The following is a 14,075-nucleotide window of genomic DNA, read 5'->3' on the forward strand; positions in this document are numbered from 1 at the left end:
CGCGGGCGACGGCCTCGTACCCGGGCGGCACGGCACCGCGGGTGCCGGGCGCACTGCCCGGTGCATCGTCGTGAGCGAGGTCGTGAGCGCGCCGGTCGTGACGGCGGCGCGTGGTTCGATGGCGTCGTGAGCGAGCCGGAGGACACGTCGCGGGCGGTGCAGGACACCCTGCTCACCGTCGCGCCCGCCGCGCCCCGTCGGGGGCCCGCGCCGCCGGCGTCGCACCAGATCGCCGCGCACCTGCCGGTGGCGCGCCTCGCGCTCGACCTCGCGCCCCCGCACCTGGACCGCCCCTTCGACTACCTCGTGCCCGCCACGATGTCCGACGACGCGCGCCCGGGGGTGCGGGTCAAGGTACGGTTCGCGGGCCGGGACGTCGACGGGTACGTCCTGGAGCGCCTCGACCGCTCGGACCACGACGGGCGCCTGCTGCCGCTGCGGCGCGTCGTGTCGGCCGAGCCCGTGCTGGCACCGGCCGTCGCCCGGCTCGCGCGCGCGGTCGCCGACCACTACGCCGGCACGCTCTCGGACGTGCTGCGCCTCGCCGTGCCCCCGCGGCACGCGCGCGCCGAGCAGTCCTTCGCGGCACGGACGGCCCCCGGCCCGGTGCCCGCGCCGCGAACTGCCCCGGCCGGGGACGCCCCGGTCACCACGAGCGAGGACGCCGTCGCCGTCGAGGCGGCTCCTGCGGGTCCTCCCGTCGACGAACCAGGTCCCGCGCCTGCCGAGCCCGTTCCCGGGTCGGTGCCTGCTGCGGCGCGGGCGCCGCACCAGGAGTCCGTGTGGGCCCCGTACCGGGCTGGTGCCGCGTTCCTCGCGCACGTCGCGGGCGGCGGGGCGCCCCGGGCCGTGTGGACCGCGCTCCCCGGGCTCGCGCCCGCGGCGCCCGAGGCGGCGTCCGAGGGTCGGCGCGGCGCGGGCCGCTCGCGCAAGGAGCCCGACGCGCTGCCCGTCACGCACTGGGCGGCTGCGGTCGCCGAGGCGGTGCGCGCGGCCCGCTCGGGCGGGCGGGGCGCGCTCGTCGTCGTGCCGGACGCGCGCGACGTCGACCAGGTCTGCGCGGCGCTCGCGGCCGCCGGGCTGCCTGCGTGGGACGCGGCGACCGGGGGCGAGGTGGTGCGGCTGACGGCCGACGAGGGGCCCGCGCCGCGCTACCGCGCGTTCCTCGCCGTCCTGCACGGTGACGCGCGCGTCGTCGTGGGGACCCGCGCAGCGGCGTTCGCGCCCGTGGTCGACCTCGGGCTGGTGGTGTGCTGGAACGACGGCGAGGACACGCTCGCGGAGCCGCGCGCCCCGTACCCGCACGCGCGCGAGGTGCTCGCGCTGCGCAGCGACCAGGAGGGCGCGGCGTTCCTGCTGGGGTCGCACGGGCGTACGGTTGCGGCGCACGCGCTCGTCGTACGGGGCTGGGCGCACGAGCTCGCGGCGCCGCGCGACGTCGTGCGGGCCCGGGCGCCGCGCGTGCGGGCGCTGACCTCGGTCGAGCTGGCGGCGGAGGGACCGGGCGCCGCGGCGCGCATCCCGACGGCCGCGTGGCGTACGGCGCGTGCGGCGCTGGAGCAGGGGCCGGTGCTGGTGCAGGTGCCGCGGTCGGGGTACGTGCCGGTCGTGGCGTGCGGCCGGTGCCGCACGCCCGCGCGCTGCACGGTGTGCCACGGGCCGCTCGCGCTGTCCGGCCCGCAGGCGACGCCCCAGTGCGCGTGGTGCGGGGCGCTCGCGGGCGGGTGGTCGTGCGCGGAGTGCCACTGGACGGGGCTGCGGTCGGTGCGCGTGGGGTCCCAGCGCACCGCGGAGGAGCTCGGGCGCGCGTTCGCGGGGGTCCCGGTGCAGGTGTCCGGTGCCGCGGCGGCGGGCGGGGTGCTGGGAGCGGTGTCCGCGCGGCCTGCGCTCGTGGTCGCGACGCCGGGTGCCGAGCCGGTCGCCGAGGGCGGGTACGCGGCGGCGCTGCTGCTGGACGCGGCGGTGAGCACGGCGCACGTCGGGCTCGACGTCGCGCAGGACGCGCTCGCGCGCTGGCTCGCCGCGGCGGCGCTCGTGCGGCCCGCGACGGCGGGCGGGCAGGTGCTGCTCGTGGGCGACGCCGCGCCCGCGCCGACGAACGCGCTCGTGCGCTGGGACCCGGCGCTCCTCGCGGACCGCGAGCTGGACGAGCGGGTCGAGCTGTCGCTGCCGCCGGCGGTCCGGGTGGCGGCGGTGACGGGCGACCGTCCCGCGGTCGCGGCGGTGCTGGGCCGGGTGGCGCTCGCGGGCCCGGAGACGGTGCTGGGCCCGGTGGAGGTGGCGGCGTCGCCCCGCGGGCGGGGTGCCGACGGGGTGGACGGCGCGGCGCCCGGGCTGGTGGACGCCCCGCCCGTGCGGGCGGTGGTGCGCGTCCCGGTGCGCGACGGCCGCCGGCTGGCGCGCGAGCTCGGCGCGTCCGTCGCGGTCCGGTCCGCGCGCCGCGAGCCGGGTAGCGTGCGGGTGGAGCTCGACCCGAAGGAGATCCTGTGACGCACCGCCCTGTGACGCACCACCCCGTGCCCGCCGCCCCGACCGTCGCCCCCGTCACCGAGGCGTCAGCCGACGCGACCCCCGACCGGGATCCGGCACCCGCCGCCCGCGAGATCGACGCCGTGCTGTACGACTTCGGCAACGTCCTGGTGGGCTGGGACCCGTACGGCGCGTACGACGGCGTCGACCGGCGGGACGTGGACGCGTTCTTCGCCGACGTGGACTTCCGCGTGCTCAACCACGAGCGGGACGCGGGTGCGACGTGGCAGGACGCGCGCGACCGCGTGGCGGCGACCCACCCGCAGCACGTCGCCCTCCTCGACCGGTACGTCGAGCGGTTCCCCGCGACGCTCACCGGCCCGGTCGAGGGCTCCGAGGAGCTCGTGCGCGAGCTGCGCGACCTGGGTCTGCGGCTGTACGGGCTGACGAACTGGTCCGCGGAGCTCTTTGCGCACGCCGCGCCGGCCGCTCCCGCCACGGCCCTCATGGAGGACGTGCTGGTCTCCGGGCGCGAGGGCCTGGCCAAGCCCGACCCGGCGATCTTCGCGCTCGCGGTCGAGCGGTTCGGTCTCGACCCGGCCCGGACGCTGTTCACCGACGACAGCGCCGCCAACGTCGAGGCCGCGGCGCGCCTCGGGCTGCGCACCCACCTGTTCGTCGGCACGGCGGGCCTGCGCGCGGCGCTGCGCGACCTGGGCGTGCCGGTCGGCCCCGAGGGCGCTGGGTCGTGATGGGCGCTGGGTCGTGATGGGCGCCGCGTCGTGACGGGTGCCGGGGTGCCGCGCGCGCTCACGGCCCGTGAGCGCGACGTGCTCGTCTGGATGCTCCGCCACGGGTGCCGCGGCGAGGCGGTCGCGCCGGATCGGGACGCGGCCGACCGTGGGCGCTGGCTCGCCCAGGTCGACGCGGTGCGCGTGCACGGCACGTGCGCGTGCGGGGCCTGCCCGACGATCGACCTGGGGGACGACGACGGTCCCGTCTCCGCGCAGGGCCCGCGCGTCGTGCTGGAGGCGGGCACGGACCGCTTCCTCCTGCTGCTGTTCGTCGACGACGACCGGCTGAGCTGCCTCGAGCTCGCTCCCGTGGACGACGAGGCGTTCCCCGCCTTCCCGCCGGTCGCCACGCTGGCGACCTGACCTCCGGGCCCGTACCGGGCGCCTGCGCATTCCGGGCGCCCGACCCGTGCACGGGGCCGCTCCCGGGTCTGCCGCCCTGCCCGGCCACCTAGAATCGGGCCCATGCGCCTGCTGTTCGCGGGGACCCCGGATACCGCGGTCCCGTCCCTCGACGCCCTCCTCGACTCCCGCCACGAGGTGGTCGCCGTGCTCACGCGCGCCGACGCGCCGTCGGGCCGCGGACGGCGCCTGACCCCCAGCCCCGTCCGCGTGCGTGCCGAGGAGGCCGGGATCCCGGTCCTCACGGATCGGCCCCGCGGCGAGGAGTTCGTCGCGCGCCTCGCCGCGCTCGACGTCGACGCGGCACCCGTCGTCGCGTACGGGGAGATCCTGCGCCCCGACGTGCTCGCCGTGCCCCGGCACGGGTGGGTCAACCTGCACTTCTCCGTCCTGCCCGCCTGGCGCGGCGCGGCGCCCGTGCAGCGCGCGATCATCGCGGGCGACGAGGTGACCGGGGCGACGACGTTCCTCATCGAGGAAGGGCTGGACTCCGGCCCCACGCTCGGCACCACGACCGAGACCATCCGCCCCCGGGACACCGCGGGCGACCTCCTGGGCCGCCTCGCTGTCTCCGGTGCCGGCCTCCTCGTCGCCACCCTCGACGCCCTCGAAGACGGCACCCTGCGCCCGCAGCCCCAGCCCGCCGACGGCGTCTCGCACGCCGCCAAGCTCACGACCGCCGACGCGGAGGTCCGCTGGGACCACCCGGCGCTCGCGGTCGACCGTCTCGTGCGCGGCTGCACCCCGGCACCCGGGGCGTGGACGACCCTGCCCGGCGCCGACGGCACGCCCGCGCGCCTGGGGCTCGGCCCGGTCACCCTGCGGCCCGACGTCGTCGACCTCGCCCCCGGGCGCGTGCGCGCCGGGAAGAAGGAGGTGCTCGTCGGGACCGCGACCCACGCCGTCCAGCTGGGGGAGGTGGCGCCCGTGGGCAAGAAGCACATGGCCGCCGCGGACTGGGCGCGCGGTGCCCGGCTCGACGACGCCGCGGTCCTCGGTGCGGAGGCCGCCCGATGAGCGCCGAGCGCCGCGACCGCGATGATTCGAACGCGCGTTCGAACGGTGGCGGGCGATCGCATCGTCGGGAGGACCCCGCGTCGAACAAGCGTTCGAGCGGTGGCGGCCCGGGTGGGGGCGGTGACTCGAGCGCACGTTCGAATCCTGGTGCGGGGCCAGCTGGCGGGGGAGACGGGCGCCGCGACGCCCGGGGGCGCCAGCGCGGCGCCGCCCGCTCCCGCGGAGAGGTGCACCGCGGCTCCGCGGCACCCTCCCAGCGCCGCAAGGGCACCGACCCCGCACGGGCCGTCGCGTACGACGTCCTGCGCCAGGTCGACGGCTCCGACGCCTATGCCAACCTCGTCCTGCCGCCCCTGCTGCGTGAGCGCGGCATCCGCGGACGGGACGCCGGCTTCGCGACCGAGCTCGCCTACGGCACGCTGCGCCTGCGCGGCCGCTACGACGCGATCCTCGCGCACTGCCTCGACCGCCCCCTCGACCGCCTCGATCCGCCCGTGCTCGACGTCCTGCGCCTCGGCACCCACCAGCTCCTCGCCATGCGCGTCCCGCAGCACGCCGCCGTCTCCGAGACCGTCGGCCTCGCCCGCGAACGCACCGGCGCCGGCAGCGCCCAGCTCGCCAACGCCGTCCTGCGCCGCGTCGCGCGCACCCCCCTCGACGACTGGCTCACGACCCTCGCCGACGACGCCCCCGACCCCCTCGCGGCGCTCGCGGCCACCCAGAGCCACCCCGTGTGGATCGCCCGCGCCCTGCGCGACGCCCTCGCCGGCAACGGACGCCCCGTCGACGAGCTCGACGCCCTCCTCGCCGCCGACAACGACGCCCCCCGCGTCACGCTCGTCGCGCGTCCCGGCCTCGCCGACCCCCACGAGCTCGCCGACGGCGACGGCCGCGTCACCCCCGCCCACTGGGCGCCCACCGCGCTCACCCTCGACGGCGGCGACCCCGCCGCGTTCGGCGCCGTGCGCGACGGCCGCGCCGGCGTCCAGGACGAGGGCAGCCAGCTCGTGGCCCTCGCGCTCGCCGCCGCACCGCTCACCGGACCGCAGCCCGGCTCCACCGGCGACGACGCGCGCTGGCTCGACCTGTGCGCCGGCCCCGGCGGCAAGGCCGCGCTCCTCGCGGCGCTCGCGGCCGAGCGAGGGGCGCGCCTCGTCGCCAACGAGGTCCAGCCGCACCGCGCACGCCTCGTGGAGAAGGCGCTCGCCGCCGTGCCCGCGGACGCCGTGGAGGCCGTGCGCACGGGTGACGGGCGCGCCGCCGGGCAGGACGAGCCGGGCGCGTACGACCGCGTGCTCCTCGACGCCCCCTGCACGGGCCTCGGGGCCCTGCGCCGCCGGCCCGAGTCCCGGTGGCGCCGCACCCCGGCGGACCTCGCGACCCTCACCGGGCTCCAGCGCGAGCTCCTCGACTCCGCGCTCGACGCCGTCCGGCCCGGGGGAGTGGTCGGGTACGTCACGTGCTCGCCCCACCTCGCCGAGACCCAGGTCGTCGTCGCCGACGTGCTGCGCCGCCGCGACGACGTCGAGGTCCTCGACGCCCCGGCCGTCGTGCGCGACGTCGTGCGCCCCGAGGTGCGCGACACCGTCGAGCTCGGCGACCGTCAGGACGTCCAGCTCTGGCCGCACGTCCACGGCACCGACGCCATGCACCTCACGCTCCTGCGCCGCACGGTGTGAGCGCCGCGCCACGCGTCGCGATGTCGTCATATCTCGACAACGCTGGAGTGTCAGAGTAACCTGACAACGTCTCGTGTCAGGGAATCCCGACACGGCAGCACGTCAGCGCACCCCACGGCAGGAGAGCCAGCATGGCCGACACCTGGACCACCCCCCGCAGCCCCCGCGACCTCGGCGCCTACCTCAGCCGCGTCCGCCGGACCCGCGGACTCACCCAGGCCCAGGTCGCCGACGAGCTCGGCATCACCCGCCAGTACCTCTCCGAGCTCGAGAACGGCGTCGAGAACCTCTGGGTCCAACGCCTCTTCGAGCTCCTCGACACCCTCGACGTCGACCTCCGACTCCAGGAACGCCGATGACCACCCTCACCGCCTGGCTCTACGGCACCCCCGTCGCCACCCTCGCACCCACCGGCCTGCGCACCACCGACGGCACACCCCGCGTCACCCTCACCTGGACCACCGACGCCCTCGACCGCTGGGGGCACGACGCCCGCGTCCTGTCTCACCTGCTCCCCATCACCCCACCCGACGAACCCCCGCCCCACCCCGCGCGCGTCGCCGCCTGGCTCGACGGACTCCTCCCCGAGGGCCGCACCCGCGACGCCATGGCCATCGACGCCGGCATCGATCCCGACGACGCCCTCGCCTTCCTCGTCCACTACGGCCACGACACCGCCGGCGCCGTCCTCCTCGCACCCGAAGGACGACCCCTCCCCACCCCCGGCACCCCCGAACGCCTCGACGACGCCGCCGTCGCACGACTCCTGCGCGCCGCCGTCGCACGCAGCGGGGGAGAAGGCCGCACCGACCACCTCACCAGCTCCCTGCCCGGCATGGAACCCAAGATCACCCTCCTTCACGACGAGCACGGCTGGGCCCGGCCCCACGGTTCCGCACCGACCACCCACATCCTCAAGGTCGCCCGCCCCTCCGACTCACCCACCGCCGACCTCGTCAACACCGAGGCCGCGGCCCTCGACCTCGCCCGCCGCATCGGCCTGACCACCGTCGACGCCCACGTCACCGAGCTCGACGGCGAACGCGCCATCGTCGTCACTCGTTACGACCGTGTCCCCGACCCCACCGACCCCACCGGCACCGCACGCCTCCACCAGGAGGACGCCGCCCAGGCCCTCGGCATCAACACCCGCGACCCCGAACGCAAGTTCCAGCACGGCCGCCGCTTCCCCTCCCTCGCCGCCATCGCCCGCACCCTGCGCGACGACGGCACCCGCCCCGACCCCCTCCTCGCCCTCACCACCCTCAACCTCGCCCTCGGCAACACCGACGCCCACGCCAAGAACATCTCCGTCCTGCGCCACGCCGACGGCACCGTCCGCCTCGCCCCCGCCTACGACATCGCCATGCACCTCCACCACGACCACGCCTCCCGCGTCTTCGCCATGGACGTCGCCGGCGAACGCGACATGGACCGCCTCACCGCCGACCACCTCGTGACCGAGGGCACCACCTGGGGACTGCCCCGCCGACGCGCCCAGCGCGCCGTCGCCCAGACCCTCGACGGACTCCTCGCGGCGCTCGCGGACATCGACCGCGACGCCCACCCCGGCGTGAGCCGTCACGCCTGGCGCACGGTCGAGCGCCGCACCACCGACCTCCGCCGACCCCTGGTCGTCTAACGGTCCCCTTCTCCCGCCGAGCAGGTGGTCGTGGCGGGTCCGGGCGGCCCCACCCACCAGGACCGCCTGCTCGACCGAGTGGGTCGGGGCGCCCCAGGGTGGTCAGAGGGTGCGCTGGAGCAGGATCGTGTCGACCCAGCGGCCGTGCTTGAACCCGACGGCGGTGAGGCGGCCGGCCTCGACGAAGCCGAAGCGGCGGTGCAGCGGGAGCGACCCGGCGGCCTCGGGGACGTCGGCGACGACGGAGACGACCTGGCGGACCCCCGCGGCGGCGAGCGCCTCCAGGAGCGCGGCGAGCAGCGCGGTGCCCACCCCGCGCCCGGCGTGCTCCGGGTCGAGGTAGATCGTGTCCTCGGCGGTGTGCCGGTAGGCGGGCTTGGGGCGCCAGGCCGACGCGTACGCGTAGCCCGCGACGACAACGCCGGTCGGGGAGCCCGGCCCGCCCGGGGCGTCGACCTCGGCGACGAGGAACGGCAGGCCGCGCGCGGCGACGTCGTCGAGCTTGCGGTGCCACGCCGGGACGTCCCAGACCTCCTCCTCGAACGTCACGCACGTGTCGCGCACGAACGGGGCGGCGATCTCCGCGACCCGCGGCAGGTCGTGCACCGTGGCCGGGCGCACCGTCACGGCGGGCGCGGAGGCGCGCGGGTCCCCGGGGCGGTGCGGCGTGCCGCGGACGGAGGCAGGGGCCGGGCCGAGGGAGGGGGAGGAGAGGTCGCTCACGCGACGAGGGTACGAGCACCGGGCTCCGGCACGCGCCCCTAGGCTGGGCCCATGGCAGCCCTCATCGCACCGAGCATCCTGTCCGCCGACTTCGCGAACCTCGAGCGCGACCTGAACGCGATCGCCACGGCGGACTACGCGCACGTCGACGTCATGGACAACCACTTCGTGCCGAACCTCACGCTCGGGCTGCCGGTGTTCGAGCGCCTGGCGCAGGTGTCGCCCGTCCCGATCGACGCCCACCTCATGATCGAGGACCCTGACCGCTGGGCGCCGGCCTACGCGGAGGCGGGCGCGGCGTCGGTCACGTTCCACGCCGAGGCCGCTGCTGCCCCTGTGCGGCTCGCTCGCGAGCTCCGCCGCCTGGGAGCCCGCGCAGGCGTCGCGCTGCGCCCTGCGACGCCTGTGGAGCCCTTCCTGGACCTGCTGACCGAGGTGGACATGATCCTCGTCATGACAGTCGAGCCGGGCTTCGGCGGACAGTCCTTCATCGAGGGGACGCTGCCGAAGATCCGGCGGGCGCGCGAGGCCGTGAGCGAGTCGGGTCTCGACGTGTGGATCCAGGTCGACGGGGGAGTGTCGCGGTCGACGATCGAGCGGGCCGCGGACGCGGGGGCGAACGTCTTCGTCGCCGGGTCGGCGGTCTACGGGGCGGAGAACGTGCCCGAGGAGATCCAGGCGCTGCGCGAGCTGGCGGAGGCGTCGGCGCACGCTCACTGACGCCAGGACGAGAAGGGGCCCTCTTCGGGCCCATTCTTCGTTCCACATAAAATAGTGTGCCAAGCACGCATCTTCCGTCCACGAGACCGCGAAAACCTCACCACCCAGCAGGGGGGAGAGGGTGGAGCCAGCCGTCGGGCGGCGAAGCTCGACGGCTCAGGGGGAGGCGGTGCTCGCGAGCGGCGACCTCGACGGGGCGGGCGAGGCCGCGCCTGACCGGCGGTCGCACCCGCGCCGGTCGCACCCGCGCCGGTCGCACCCGCGCCGGTCGCACCCGCGCCGGTCGCACCCGCGCCGGTCGCACCCGCGCGGGGCGCACCCGGAGTAACATCGGCGGTTGCAGAACGCAGTACGCACGAACGTGCTCCGGGGTCGGTGCAATTCCGAGCCGGCGGTGACAGTCCGCGACCCGCGCCCACGCGCGGTTGACCTGGTGGAACTCCAGGACCGACGGTGAAAGTCCGGATGGGAGGAAGCACGTGCGGCGTGGCCACGCCTCGGCGCGTGGTGCTCCGGCGACCCGCCGGCGCACCCGTCCGGGACGGTGACGGCCTCGCCGTGGTGAGCGACGCCGTCGGGCCCTCGTGGCTCGACCCGACGCCCGCCCTCACCCCGGAGCACCCGTGCCCGGGAGGAGGACGATGGGCGAGCACCCCCGCACCCTGACGGTCGACGCCGCGATGACGCGCGCGCTCGAGCTGGCGGCCCGAGGGCCGGCACACGGGCCGAACCCGCGCGTCGGGTGCGTCCTGCTGGGCCCTCCGCCCGACGCACCCGTGCCCGACGGCGCGGCGCCGGACTCGCTCGACCCGCACCCGCGGCCCGTGCTCGCCGAGGGGTGGCACCGTGGCGCGGGGACGCCGCACGCCGAGGCGGCGGCCCTCGCGGACGCTCGGGCGCGCGGCGTCGACGTGGCCGGCGCGACGGCGGTCGTGACGCTCGAGCCGTGCGCCCACACCGGTCGCACCGGCCCGTGCGCCGACGCCCTCGTCGCCGCGGGCGTGGCAGAGGTCGTGCTCGCCGTCGACGACCCGAACCCCGTCGCCACGGGCGGCACGCACCGGCTGCGGGCCGCGGGGGTCCGCGTCGTGCGCGGCCTGCGCGCCGCCGAGGGCGAGGAGCTCCTGCGGGTGTGGCTCACGGCCGTCCGGCGCGGCACGCCGTACGTGACGCTCAAGACGGCCACGACGCTCGACGGCTACGTCGCCGCCGCGGACGGGACGAGCCGGTGGATCACCGGGCCCGCGGCGCGCGAGCACGCGCACCGCGTGCGGGCGGAGGTGGACGCGATCGTCGTCGGCACGGGCACGCTCCTGGCCGACGACCCCGAGCTCACCGCACGGGTGCGCACCCACGGCTCCGCGAGCGCCGTGCGTCGGGCGGAGCACCAGCCGTTGCGGGTGGTCGTGGGGTTGCGGGGTGTCCCGCCGACGGCGCGGGTCCGCGGGGAGGGTGGCGAGCTGGTGCACGTGCTGACGCGGGACGTCGGTGAGGTGCTGGAGCGGCTCGCGGAGCGCGAGGTGCGGCACGTGCTGGTGGAGGGCGGTCCGACGCTGGCGACGGCGTTCTTGGCCGCGGGTGCGGTGGACGAGCTGCACGCGTACGTGGCCCCGGTGCTGCTGGGGAGCGGGCGACGCGCGGTGGACGGGTTGGGTGTGGCGACGATCGCCGACGCGCACCGGTTCCGCACGGTGGAGGTGAGGCGTGTCGGGGACGACGCGCTGGTGGTGTCCAGGAAGAGCACGGAAGGACGGGTGGGTTGATGTTCACGGGGATCGTGGAGGAGATCGGCAGGGTCCGGGGGATCGCGTTCCCGGGTGGCGTGGGGGAGGACGCGGTGCTCACGGTCGAGGGGCCGCTCGCGGCGTCGGACGCGGCGCTCGGTGACTCGATCGCGGTGAACGGGGTGTGCCTGACGGTCACGAGCCTCGGGGGCGACGGGTCGTTCACGGCGGACGTGATGCCGGAGTCGTTGCGTCGGACTGCGCTGGGTGACCTCGTGGCGGGGTCGCCGGTGAACCTGGAGCGGGCCGTCCGGGCGGACGCGCGGCTGGGCGGTCATGTCGTGCAGGGCCACGTGGACGGCGTCGGCACGCTCGTGAGCCGCGCGCCGGGGGAGCGGTGGGACGACCTGGTGCTCTCCGCGCCTGGGGGTCTGACGCGCTACGTGGCGGAGAAGGGCTCGATCGCGGTGAGCGGGGTGTCGTTGACGGTGACGCACGTGGACGACGAGACGTTCGGCGTCTCGCTGATCCCGACGACGCTCGAGGCGACGATCCTCGGGCGACTGGTGCCGGGCGACCGGGTGAACCTCGAGGTGGACGTGCTCGCGAAGTACGTCGAACGCCTGCTGGTGTCCGGCGTGGTCCCCGGGAGCGCGTCGTGACGGGCGCGGGGTGCGCGAGCGCCGCGGTGCCGGAGGGGTCGGGGGGCGTGCGGCTGGGGTCGGTCGAGGAGGCGTTGGCGGCGATCCGGGCGGGGCGTCCGGTGCTGGTGGCGGACTCGCCGGACCGGGAGAACGAGGCGGACGTGGTGTTCGCGGCGCAGGGGGTGTCGGCGGAGTGGGTGGCGTGGACGATCCGGCACTCGTCGGGGTACCTGTGCGCGCCGATGCCGGCGGCGCGGGCGGACGCGTTGGAGCTGCCGTTGATGGTGCCGCACAGCCAGGATCCGCGGCGGACGGCGTACACGGTGACGGTGGACGCGGCGACGGGGGTGTCGACGGGGATCTCGGCGGAGGACCGGGCGCGGACGTTGCGGGTGCTGGCGGACCCGGGGTCGGGTGCGGGGGACCTGATCCGGCCGGGTCACGTGCTGCCGTTGCGGGCGGTGCCGGGGGGTGTGCTGCATCGTGCGGGGCACACGGAGGCCGCGGTGGACCTGGTGCGTCTGGCGGGGAGGGGTGAGGTCGGGGGTATCGCGGAGCTGGTGCACGACGACGGGTCGATGATGCGTCTGGGGGACGCGGCGGCGTTGGCGGAGCGTGACGGGCTGGTGCTGATCACGATCGCGGACCTGGTGGCGTGGCGGCGGGTGCACGACCCTGCGCCTGCGGTGGCCACGGAGGTGCCGGGTCGGGAGGCTTTGGCGCGGCGGGTGCACCGCACGTCGTCGGCGGAGCTCCCCACGGTGCACGGCCGGTTCCGGGTGGTGGGGTACCGGGACCTGCGTACGGGGGCGGAGCACGTGGCCCTGGTCCCTGCGGTCGCCCCTGCTGGTGCCTCGGGTCGGGGCGAGGCTCGTGCGGAGGCCGCGAGCGCCGTCGGGACGGAGGTGGTGCCGGTGGTGCGGGTGCACTCGGAGTGCTTGACGGGGGACGCGTTCGGGTCGTTGCGGTGCGACTGCGGTCCGCAGCTGGAGGCGGCGTTGGGGCGGGTCGCGGCGGAGGGGGGTGCGGTGGTGTACCTGCGGGGGCACGAGGGTCGGGGGATCGGGCTGCTGGCGAAGATCGGGGCGTACGAGCTGCAGGACGCGGGTCTGGACACGGTGCAGGCGAACCTGGAGCTGGGGTGGCCGGTGGACCGTCGGGAGTACGGGGCGGCGGCGGCGATCCTGGCGGACCTGGGGTTGTCGCGGGTGCGGTTGCTGACGAACAACCCGGCGAAGGTGACGGGTCTGGTGGCGTCGGGCATCGACGTGGTGGGTGCGGAGCGGATCGAGGTGGGTCACGGGGAGCACAACCGGGCGTACCTGGTGACGAAGAAGGTGGCGATGGGTCATCTGCTGGACACGGTGGCGGTCCCGGACGGGGTCGTGCTGGGAGGGCCGGGCGACGGGCCCGGTGCCGAGGAGACGAAGGAGGACGAGGGATGAGCGGGGCGGGTGCGCCGACGGTGCGCGTGGACGGGTCGGGGCTGCGGGTGACGGTGGTCGCGGCGAGCTGGCACACGGAGGTGATGGACGGGTTGCTGGCGGGCGCGCGGCGGGCGTTGGCGGCGGCGAACGTGTCGCACGTGAGCGTGGTGCGGGTGCCGGGGTCGTTCGAGCTGCCGGTGGCGGCGGCGCGTGCGGTGGAGCACGGCGCGGACGCGGTGGTGGCGCTGGGGGTGGTGATCCGTGGGGGGACGCCGCACTTCGAGTACGTGTGCCAGGCGGCGACGTCGGGTCTGACGGACGTGAGCGTGCGCACGGGGGTGCCGGTGGGGTTCGGTGTGCTGACGTGCGACGACGAGCAGCAGGCCCTGGACCGGGCGGGCCTGGAGGGGTCGCGCGAGGACAAGGGTGCGGAGGCCGCGGAGGCGGCGGTCGCGACGGTCGTGGCGCTGCGCGACCTGTGACGGGGGCGGTCGGGGCGTGCCCGCTGGGCGGACACGCCCCGGCCGAGTCCGGGCGGCGGATACCCTGGAGCCCGTGAAGACGTTCGAGTCCCTGTTCGCGGAGCTGTCCGAGAAGGCCATGACGCGACCTGCCGGTTCCGGCACGGTCGCGGAGCTGGACGCCGGCGTGCACGCGATCGGGAAGAAGGTGGTCGAGGAGGCCGCCGAGGTGTGGATGGCTGCCGAGTACGAGGGCGACGTGAAGACGGCGGAGGAGATCTCCCAGCTCCTCTACCACCTGCAGGTCCTCATGCTGGCGAAGGGTCTGAGCCTGCAGGACGTGTACGAGCATCTGTGAGCGGCCGCGCCGGTG

General features: G+C 76.5%; 14 protein-coding genes and 1 riboswitch. Of the genes, 13 read left to right on the forward strand and 1 reads right to left on the reverse strand.

What is annotated here, in order from left to right:
- Positions 1–126 precede the first annotated feature (126 nt).
- The 7 genes from RSE42_RS09350 to RSE42_RS09380 all read left to right on the forward strand — a co-directional run bounded on the left by RSE42_RS09350 (position 127) and on the right by RSE42_RS09380 (position 8,003).
- On the forward strand, positions 127–2,490 hold the full coding sequence (locus RSE42_RS09350; protein ID WP_415298728.1) for a primosomal protein N': 2,364 nt from the start codon (positions 127–129) through the stop codon (positions 2,488–2,490).
- Complete coding sequence (locus RSE42_RS09355; RefSeq protein ID WP_415298730.1) at positions 2,487–3,221, forward strand: HAD family hydrolase; 735 nt, start codon at positions 2,487–2,489, stop codon at positions 3,219–3,221. Before RSE42_RS09350 ends, RSE42_RS09355 begins: the two co-directional genes overlap by 4 nt.
- Positions 3,222–3,251: 30 nt before the next feature.
- A complete protein-coding gene (locus RSE42_RS09360) occupies positions 3,252–3,626 on the forward strand; it encodes a hypothetical protein (RefSeq protein WP_391515735.1) in 375 nt (124 codons plus the stop codon).
- Between the two features lie 102 nt (positions 3,627–3,728).
- Positions 3,729–4,682 (forward strand): methionyl-tRNA formyltransferase, encoded by a 954-nt coding sequence (gene fmt, locus RSE42_RS09365; protein ID WP_415298732.1) that lies wholly within the window; start codon positions 3,729–3,731, stop codon positions 4,680–4,682.
- Positions 4,679–6,361, forward strand: a complete 1,683-nt coding sequence (locus RSE42_RS09370; protein WP_415298734.1) for an RsmB/NOP family class I SAM-dependent RNA methyltransferase — start codon at positions 4,679–4,681, stop codon at positions 6,359–6,361. The genes fmt and RSE42_RS09370 overlap by 4 nt, the downstream gene beginning before the upstream one ends.
- A gap of 131 nt (positions 6,362–6,492) precedes the next feature.
- The gene (locus RSE42_RS09375) at positions 6,493–6,720 is read left to right on the forward strand and encodes a helix-turn-helix domain-containing protein (RefSeq protein WP_031316417.1); all 228 of its coding nucleotides are present in this window, start codon (positions 6,493–6,495) and stop codon (positions 6,718–6,720) included.
- On the forward strand, positions 6,717–8,003 hold the full coding sequence (locus RSE42_RS09380; RefSeq protein WP_043651614.1) for a type II toxin-antitoxin system HipA family toxin: 1,287 nt from the start codon (positions 6,717–6,719) through the stop codon (positions 8,001–8,003). Before RSE42_RS09375 ends, RSE42_RS09380 begins: the two co-directional genes overlap by 4 nt.
- A gap of 102 nt (positions 8,004–8,105) precedes the next feature.
- Here RSE42_RS09380 and RSE42_RS09385 read toward each other — a convergent pair whose 3' ends face one another.
- Entirely contained in the window at positions 8,106–8,726 is a 621-nt protein-coding gene (locus RSE42_RS09385) for a GNAT family N-acetyltransferase (protein WP_415298736.1), read from the reverse strand.
- A 51-nt stretch (positions 8,727–8,777) separates the two neighbouring features.
- Between RSE42_RS09385 and rpe the strand changes: the two genes are divergently transcribed.
- The 6 genes from rpe (at position 8,778) to RSE42_RS09415 (ending at position 14,060) form a co-directional block, all read left to right on the forward strand.
- Positions 8,778–9,446 (forward strand): ribulose-phosphate 3-epimerase, encoded by a 669-nt coding sequence (gene rpe / locus RSE42_RS09390; RefSeq protein ID WP_009863278.1) that lies wholly within the window; start codon positions 8,778–8,780, stop codon positions 9,444–9,446.
- 357 nt (positions 9,447–9,803) lie between these two features.
- Positions 9,804–9,929, forward strand: a riboswitch (FMN riboswitch).
- Positions 9,930–10,087: 158 nt separating this feature from the next.
- Positions 10,088–11,209, forward strand: coding sequence for a bifunctional diaminohydroxyphosphoribosylaminopyrimidine deaminase/5-amino-6-(5-phosphoribosylamino)uracil reductase RibD (gene ribD, locus RSE42_RS09395; RefSeq protein WP_415298739.1), 1,122 nt, complete (start codon positions 10,088–10,090; stop codon positions 11,207–11,209).
- Positions 11,209–11,832 (forward strand): riboflavin synthase, encoded by a 624-nt coding sequence (locus tag RSE42_RS09400; RefSeq protein WP_415298740.1) that lies wholly within the window; start codon positions 11,209–11,211, stop codon positions 11,830–11,832. The genes ribD and RSE42_RS09400 overlap by 1 nt, the downstream gene beginning before the upstream one ends.
- On the forward strand, positions 11,829–13,259 hold the full coding sequence (ribB, locus tag RSE42_RS09405; protein ID WP_415298742.1) for a 3,4-dihydroxy-2-butanone-4-phosphate synthase: 1,431 nt from the start codon (positions 11,829–11,831) through the stop codon (positions 13,257–13,259). Before RSE42_RS09400 ends, ribB begins: the two co-directional genes overlap by 4 nt.
- Entirely contained in the window at positions 13,256–13,723 is a 468-nt protein-coding gene (ribH, locus tag RSE42_RS09410; protein WP_043651624.1) for a 6,7-dimethyl-8-ribityllumazine synthase, read from the forward strand. Before ribB ends, ribH begins: the two co-directional genes overlap by 4 nt.
- Before the next feature lie 73 nt (positions 13,724–13,796).
- Complete coding sequence (locus tag RSE42_RS09415) at positions 13,797–14,060, forward strand: phosphoribosyl-ATP diphosphatase (RefSeq protein WP_043651626.1); 264 nt, start codon at positions 13,797–13,799, stop codon at positions 14,058–14,060.
- The last annotated feature ends 15 nt before the right edge of the window (positions 14,061–14,075 follow it).

Source organism: Cellulosimicrobium sp. SJTW-1, from assembly GCF_047716875.1.
GTDB lineage: Bacteria > Actinomycetota > Actinomycetes > Actinomycetales > Cellulomonadaceae > Cellulosimicrobium > Cellulosimicrobium funkei.

Excerpts from the sequence above, each read along its gene's own strand:
- rpe (WP_009863278.1), top strand. The coding sequence starts at position 8,778 with ATGGCAGCCCTCATCGCACCGAGCATCCTGTCCGCCGACTTCGCGAAC.
- ribH (WP_043651624.1), top strand. The coding sequence starts at position 13,256 with ATGAGCGGGGCGGGTGCGCCGACGGTGCGCGTGGACGGGTCGGGGCTG.
- fmt (WP_415298732.1), top strand. The coding sequence starts at position 3,729 with ATGCGCCTGCTGTTCGCGGGGACCCCGGATACCGCGGTCCCGTCCCTC.
- RSE42_RS09370 (WP_415298734.1), top strand. The coding sequence starts at position 4,679 with ATGAGCGCCGAGCGCCGCGACCGCGATGATTCGAACGCGCGTTCGAAC.
- ribD (WP_415298739.1), top strand. The coding sequence starts at position 10,088 with ATGGGCGAGCACCCCCGCACCCTGACGGTCGACGCCGCGATGACGCGC.
- RSE42_RS09375 (WP_031316417.1), top strand. The coding sequence starts at position 6,493 with ATGGCCGACACCTGGACCACCCCCCGCAGCCCCCGCGACCTCGGCGCC.
- RSE42_RS09380 (WP_043651614.1), top strand. The coding sequence starts at position 6,717 with ATGACCACCCTCACCGCCTGGCTCTACGGCACCCCCGTCGCCACCCTC.
- RSE42_RS09400 (WP_415298740.1), top strand. The coding sequence starts at position 11,209 with ATGTTCACGGGGATCGTGGAGGAGATCGGCAGGGTCCGGGGGATCGCG.